The organism is Sphingobium sp. (genome assembly GCF_035511395.1).
GTDB lineage: Bacteria > Pseudomonadota > Alphaproteobacteria > Sphingomonadales > Sphingomonadaceae > Sphingobium.
Map to the genome: position 1 here is coordinate 1 of NZ_DATKFP010000177.1, position 4,561 is coordinate 4,561.

The following is a 4,561-nucleotide window of genomic DNA, read 5'->3' on the forward strand; positions in this document are numbered from 1 at the left end:
AATGGCAGCTGTGACGCGAGGCGGCGGAGGCGGAAGCGCCTCTTCGAGGTTGTTCTTTCGGGCCAGCTCTTCCAGTTCAGCCCGCTTCGCATCAGCTTCGGCCTGAGCGGCCTTTGCCTTGGCTTCTTGGTCGTCGAAGTACGCGCGCTGCAGGCCCTCGACCTTCTTACGAGCCGCATCGAGCTGGCTGGTCAGCGCATTGCGCTCCGCGGAGATGATCTTGCCGGCGTCCCAGTAAGGCTTCTTCACCTCGTCGTGGACCGTATTGACCAGCTTCTCGCAGGCGCTGAGCGTCTTCACCAGAACGCCGCACTTGGCCAATGTCTCCTCGTCGATGCAGCTCGCTCGGTCGACGGCGCCCGACTTCGCCGCTTCTTCGTCGGTGGCGGCCTTCCCCAGCAGGTCTTCCAGCTTTTTGTAGAAGTCCGCCCTTTCCGCGATGATCGCTTCACGAAACTCGACCGGAATCCGCTCTTCCAGCGGCGGCTGGTTGCCACCGATTACGGCGCGGGGGTTCGGCTTAGCCTGCTCGGGCCACGGGGCGACGTCGTCGAATATAGGCTTGGATGCCATCGAAGTGCTCCTCAGAACGGAAGGGGGTGCGACCGGCTGAGCAGGTCGATCGTAGCGGTTGGGGTAGCGTAGGCGCTGTCCGGCGCGTGCTGGCGGGCCCAGGCGCGGCGGTTGATCATCGCGCAGTAGTCGGCCTCGGAGATCGGATCCTTGGCGCAGGCGGGCCAGCAGCGATCGAAGTCGATGGGCTCGCCGTCGAACTCGGCCTGCCAGCGCCAAGACCGGTCCATCTCCTCGCCGGTCACGGGATCGTGCGGCGGCCCGAACCAGATCCGGACGCCGCCGCGCACCGTGTCGCGGCCGAGACGAAAGCGGAAGTAACCGGCGACGGGCTTCTCGACGTCGATTCCCGCCGCCTGCGGGGCGGTGCTGCGCGCGTCGGCGTAGGTGATCTGCGCGCGGCTCACAGCGCGACCTGCCGGGCGCGACGGCGCGCCAAGTTCTTGCTGACGTGGAAATCGGTTTCGGCGCGCAGGCGCTCGAGGTCGCTTAGCGGCTCGATCTTGCGGAAGGCGTCGGCACCGAAGAAATCCTCCGGCCACTCCGGGAAGCCGAGAAAATCTGTGCCGCCGGCTTGGCCGATCTCGTCGACGACGTGGATCGAGCCCGGCGCTGGGCCGCTTGAGGCATCGCGGGCGATGACGTCGATCCACTTGCCCGAGCGGATGCACATGGCGAGATCGCCTACCTGCCAGTCCGCGCCGCTCACAGCACAGGCATCCCGGAGAGGAAGCCCGCGACCAGCGCGACGCCCAGCGCGATCAGCGGCAGCAGCGAAGTGTCCGCCTTGGGCGGTGTGGAGCCGGGGACCATCATACGTGGTCCTCCGGCTCGCTGCGACCCGACGGGCTGTCGGATTCGAAAACAAGTGCGGCGACGATGATCCAGCAGACGAACAGCGCGAAGGCGCCGCCCATGAGCACGGCCAGCGTGAATTCGGAGCTGGCGAAGAAATCGCGAGCGTCGGGATCGCGGTCGAGGAACCACAACGACCAGGCGTTGAAGCCGAAGAGCGCGATGGTGGCGAGGCCGAGAGCGACGACGTAGCGCGTCATGCCGCACCCGCCCGCTGAACGTTGAGCCGATCGACGGAACGGACCACCATCGGACGCAGAATGGCAAGGAGCCCGTCCGCCACGTCTTCGCCGGTCGCATAGCCGCCGCCCATTCCATGATGAACGGCGACAAAGGCACCGGCTGCGGTCGCCAGAGCCGAGGTGGCGCCAGCGAATGCGACGGTCGACATCGCGGTCCCACCGGAGACGAGGGCCATGTTCCGATGGATCGCGGCGGCTACGTCGTCATCGCACTTGCGCGCGATATCCCTGATGACTTGCGGGGTCATGCCGCCACCGCCCGGCCCTCGGCCGCCAGCTGGGCATCGATGTCGTGGTCATCCCACGGACCGGTGCAGTGCGCCGTTGCCTTCGACTGGAAGCCGTTGCGCACGAGCCATTCGAACCGGGCCTGCGTCGGGGTGAAGGCGAACCGGCTGACCGGGAGGTGGACGTCACGCTCGGGGCCGCGCGCCACATACTCGAGGCGGGTGAAACCGTCGTTGTCGTCGTCGAGATAGCAGCACAGCGCCCAGCCCTGGTACGGCTCGATGTCCGGGTCGGGGTAGAGGCGCAGGAAGCGGGTCGCGCATCCACGGGGGAGGATGGAACCCTCCCCCGCTTCAGCTATCGTCGGGCTTCCAGACACCGACGAAGAGGTCCCAACATGAGTGAAACCATCACGATCCCCCGCGAGGAATGGGAGATGACCAAGGCAACCGCCGAAGCGGCACTCATCCTTGTCACCGGCTTGCTCTACGGTCGCGAGCTGACCCTCGAGAGTGAGGAGATCAGTGCTGCGCATGAACGCCTCCATCGTTTGGAAGCGCTTCAGAAACCGATGAAGCAGGTTGCTCGGACGGCTGGTGCCTATCTCGACCGAACGGAGCCGGTCGCGCCGAGCGGGCAGTACAATCGGCCCGATTAGCCTGTACCGCGATCAGGTAGAGCGGCAGCGCGTCGGCGAGCGCGACGATGCGCCCCTTCAGGTCTTTCGCATGTTCGCGAACAGCCTTGAAGGAAGGGTCGGACCATTCGAGGTTGACGAATAGATCAGCGACGAGCGCTTCCAGCGCAGCGGCATCATCGGCAGCACGGCGAAGCCCGAGCACGGCTGCGAGCACGCTTTGCATGTTCGCGTCGCTGTGATTTGAAATCAGCCGGTCGAGGAATTGGAAGCCGGATACTTCCGGCCGGGGTTCGTTTGCCATTGCCATCTCCGAGCAGGCGGGTGCCTGTTGGAAGATAGTTTGCACAACGCAAACCTAGCGTCAACTCGAAAGTTTGCATAACGCAAACCTGAGCGCGGTGCCGCTCTAGGCCGTATCCTGCGCCACGATTCGTGCAGACGCGACCCTAATCAGCGATCCTGCATCGAACCCACACATTAGCCGCCGGCTTCACCGCATCTCCGTCGCCATCCAGTGCATATCTGATCAGTAAATTAGGGGTCTCCATCTCCATCCGCATATTTACCTCGCCAAGGAGCCTAGTTTCGGCCCTTCCAGTAAAGCGCCCATTGAATAGCGGAATATCGTTCCCAGACCGTGTGGACAAACCACTAAACGCGATCCCGATTAGCAAATAATCGTCGCCTTCATAGTAATGGATACCATCCTGGGCGACCTCTATGATCTCCACCCCATCAGGATTTAGGCAGCCCGCTACGGTCGGAGCAAAAGTGCCGATAAACTCTGCTGGTATCGCGTCACGGAGAGGCTGGGCCGCGCTAATGGTTATGGAGAAACTAAGCTGCGAAACCGCAAGTACAGCAGCCGCCAAACCCATTTTGAACTTAATCACCCCGATGTCCCTGTGCGGGCATCCGAAAGAGCGGATTTCGCAGTACTCTTCTGTTGCTCATCTGCATCATGTGCGAGTGTTACTATCTGCTCAGCACTCGAACGATATTGCCTTAATGCCATAGCGCGCTCGGGCGGCAGAAGTAGTTCGAAGGGCTCTATTTGCAAAGCTAGAGCGACGTCTCGGATGTATTCAGGGTTATAGTCGATTTGACTGTTAACCAAGTGACTGATGGTAGTCTTATTAACATCCATCAACTCGCCCAATTTTGCTTGGGTGACGCCACACGCGCGCATCCACTCTTTAACGTACCAGTTCGAATATCGTTTGGGGCGGGTCCTGCTCACCCTCAAGCTATACACGAGGCGGCTCACCACGTCGTTTGCGATACGCAAACTGCAACCTTGATTTTGAGTTTGCGTTATGCAAACTACGGTGGATGATCACCGCCATGAAACCCACCGCCTTGGCAAAAGAGGCCGGCGTCAGCGTATCGTACGCCAGCCAGATTTTGACTGGTGAACGATCGCCTTCCCGCCCGCTCGCCATCCACATCTTCCGGAAGACGGGCTGGCGGCATCCACTGCTCGACGGTTTGTCCGAAGAGCAAATGGCTGTGCTGGAAAGCATCGAACCATGGGCCCCGCGGAAAGTCTCCACCGACGCCCCCTCCTCCTCCCAGTCGGAGGCCGCGTAGATGTTTGGCCGCAGGAAGCGCGCTGTCGCGCAACTCCCCGCCTTCGTTGCGCTCGGGTACGAGAAGGACGGCGGGCTATCATACGACGCTAGTCGGAGCCGGCTTCCGGATATCGAGCGGCGATCAAATTCGCGAGCGCCAGAAGATTTTGAGGTAGAAGCGGCGTGGTACCGTGAGGCTGGACGTCGGCAACGTACTCGTCGAGCCCTGTCGCGACTTTCCTCGCTAGCTTGGCCCATCGCGGTCCAGCTGTCGGTGGAAGTTCTTCGAGCTGCGACACCGCATAAGCCGTCTCGACTGACAGCGCCGCAGCGGCCACCAGTGCCTTCTCCAGTTCCGGGTGCAATCGCGTTCTCCATGGTCTGCTTGGCGGCGATCATGGTTGGCCGCGCGGGGTTAGCCGTCAAGGCAGCCTCGCGTCGAGCCCCCTCCT

At 62.4% G+C, this 4,561-nt stretch carries 11 protein-coding genes; 1 reads left to right on the forward strand and 10 read right to left on the reverse strand.

Annotated elements, in window-relative coordinates; all coding sequences use genetic code 11:
* The 9 genes from VMR39_RS12025 to VMR39_RS30475 form a co-directional block, all read right to left on the reverse strand.
* Positions 1 to 573, reverse strand: a 573-nt coding sequence (locus tag VMR39_RS12025) for a hypothetical protein (RefSeq protein WP_325416211.1), incomplete at its 3' end; no start/stop codon positions are given.
* Between the two features lie 11 nt (positions 574 to 584).
* Positions 585 to 980, reverse strand: a complete 396-nt coding sequence (locus tag VMR39_RS12030) for a hypothetical protein (protein WP_325416212.1) — start codon at positions 978 to 980, stop codon at positions 585 to 587.
* The gene (locus VMR39_RS12035) at positions 977 to 1,282 is read right to left on the reverse strand and encodes a hypothetical protein (protein ID WP_325416213.1); all 306 of its coding nucleotides are present in this window, start codon (positions 1,280 to 1,282) and stop codon (positions 977 to 979) included. The genes VMR39_RS12030 and VMR39_RS12035 overlap by 4 nt, the downstream gene beginning before the upstream one ends.
* 103 nt (positions 1,283 to 1,385) lie before the next feature.
* A complete protein-coding gene (locus tag VMR39_RS12040; protein WP_325416214.1) occupies positions 1,386 to 1,628 on the reverse strand; it encodes a hypothetical protein in 243 nt (80 codons plus the stop codon).
* A complete protein-coding gene (locus tag VMR39_RS12045) occupies positions 1,625 to 1,918 on the reverse strand; it encodes a hypothetical protein (RefSeq protein ID WP_325416215.1) in 294 nt (97 codons plus the stop codon). Before VMR39_RS12045 ends, VMR39_RS12040 begins: the two co-directional genes overlap by 4 nt.
* Positions 1,915 to 2,433 (reverse strand): hypothetical protein, encoded by a 519-nt coding sequence (locus VMR39_RS12050; RefSeq protein ID WP_325416216.1) that lies wholly within the window; start codon positions 2,431 to 2,433, stop codon positions 1,915 to 1,917. The genes VMR39_RS12045 and VMR39_RS12050 overlap by 4 nt, the downstream gene beginning before the upstream one ends.
* Positions 2,420 to 2,839, reverse strand: coding sequence for a hypothetical protein (locus tag VMR39_RS12055; RefSeq protein ID WP_325416217.1), 420 nt, complete (start codon positions 2,837 to 2,839; stop codon positions 2,420 to 2,422). The genes VMR39_RS12050 and VMR39_RS12055 overlap by 14 nt, the downstream gene beginning before the upstream one ends.
* 145 nt (positions 2,840 to 2,984) lie before the next feature.
* A complete protein-coding gene (locus VMR39_RS12060) occupies positions 2,985 to 3,431 on the reverse strand; it encodes a hypothetical protein (protein WP_325416218.1) in 447 nt (148 codons plus the stop codon).
* Positions 3,428 to 3,727 carry a hypothetical protein gene (locus VMR39_RS30475; protein ID WP_414712502.1) on the reverse strand — a complete coding sequence of 100 codons (300 nt, stop codon included), beginning with the start codon at positions 3,725 to 3,727 and terminating at the stop codon, positions 3,428 to 3,430. Before VMR39_RS30475 ends, VMR39_RS12060 begins: the two co-directional genes overlap by 4 nt.
* A 155-nt stretch (positions 3,728 to 3,882) precedes the next feature.
* Here VMR39_RS30475 and VMR39_RS12065 point away from each other — a divergent pair, with 155 nt between their 5' ends.
* Positions 3,883 to 4,128 (forward strand): helix-turn-helix transcriptional regulator, encoded by a 246-nt coding sequence (locus VMR39_RS12065; RefSeq protein WP_325416219.1) that lies wholly within the window; start codon positions 3,883 to 3,885, stop codon positions 4,126 to 4,128.
* An 88-nt stretch (positions 4,129 to 4,216) separates the two neighbouring features.
* On the opposite strand, the gene VMR39_RS12070 is transcribed toward VMR39_RS12065, so the two are convergent.
* Entirely contained in the window at positions 4,217 to 4,474 is a 258-nt protein-coding gene (locus tag VMR39_RS12070; RefSeq protein ID WP_325416220.1) for a hypothetical protein, read from the reverse strand.
* Positions 4,475 to 4,561: the final 87 nt, after the last annotated feature.

Coding starts and splice junctions, on each gene's coding strand:
- VMR39_RS12040 (WP_325416214.1), bottom strand. CDS start 1,628: ATGACGCGCTACGTCGTCGCTCTCGGCCTCGCCACCATCGCGCTCTTC.
- VMR39_RS12045 (WP_325416215.1), bottom strand. CDS start 1,918: ATGACCCCGCAAGTCATCAGGGATATCGCGCGCAAGTGCGATGACGAC.
- VMR39_RS12050 (WP_325416216.1), bottom strand. CDS start 2,433: ATGCGCAGCACTGATCTCCTCACTCTCGAGGGTCAGCTCGCGACCGTA.
- VMR39_RS12055 (WP_325416217.1), bottom strand. CDS start 2,839: ATGGCAAACGAACCCCGGCCGGAAGTATCCGGCTTCCAATTCCTCGAC.
- VMR39_RS30475 (WP_414712502.1), bottom strand. CDS start 3,727: ATGCGCGCGTGTGGCGTCACCCAAGCAAAATTGGGCGAGTTGATGGAT.
- VMR39_RS12065 (WP_325416219.1), top strand. CDS start 3,883: ATGAAACCCACCGCCTTGGCAAAAGAGGCCGGCGTCAGCGTATCGTAC.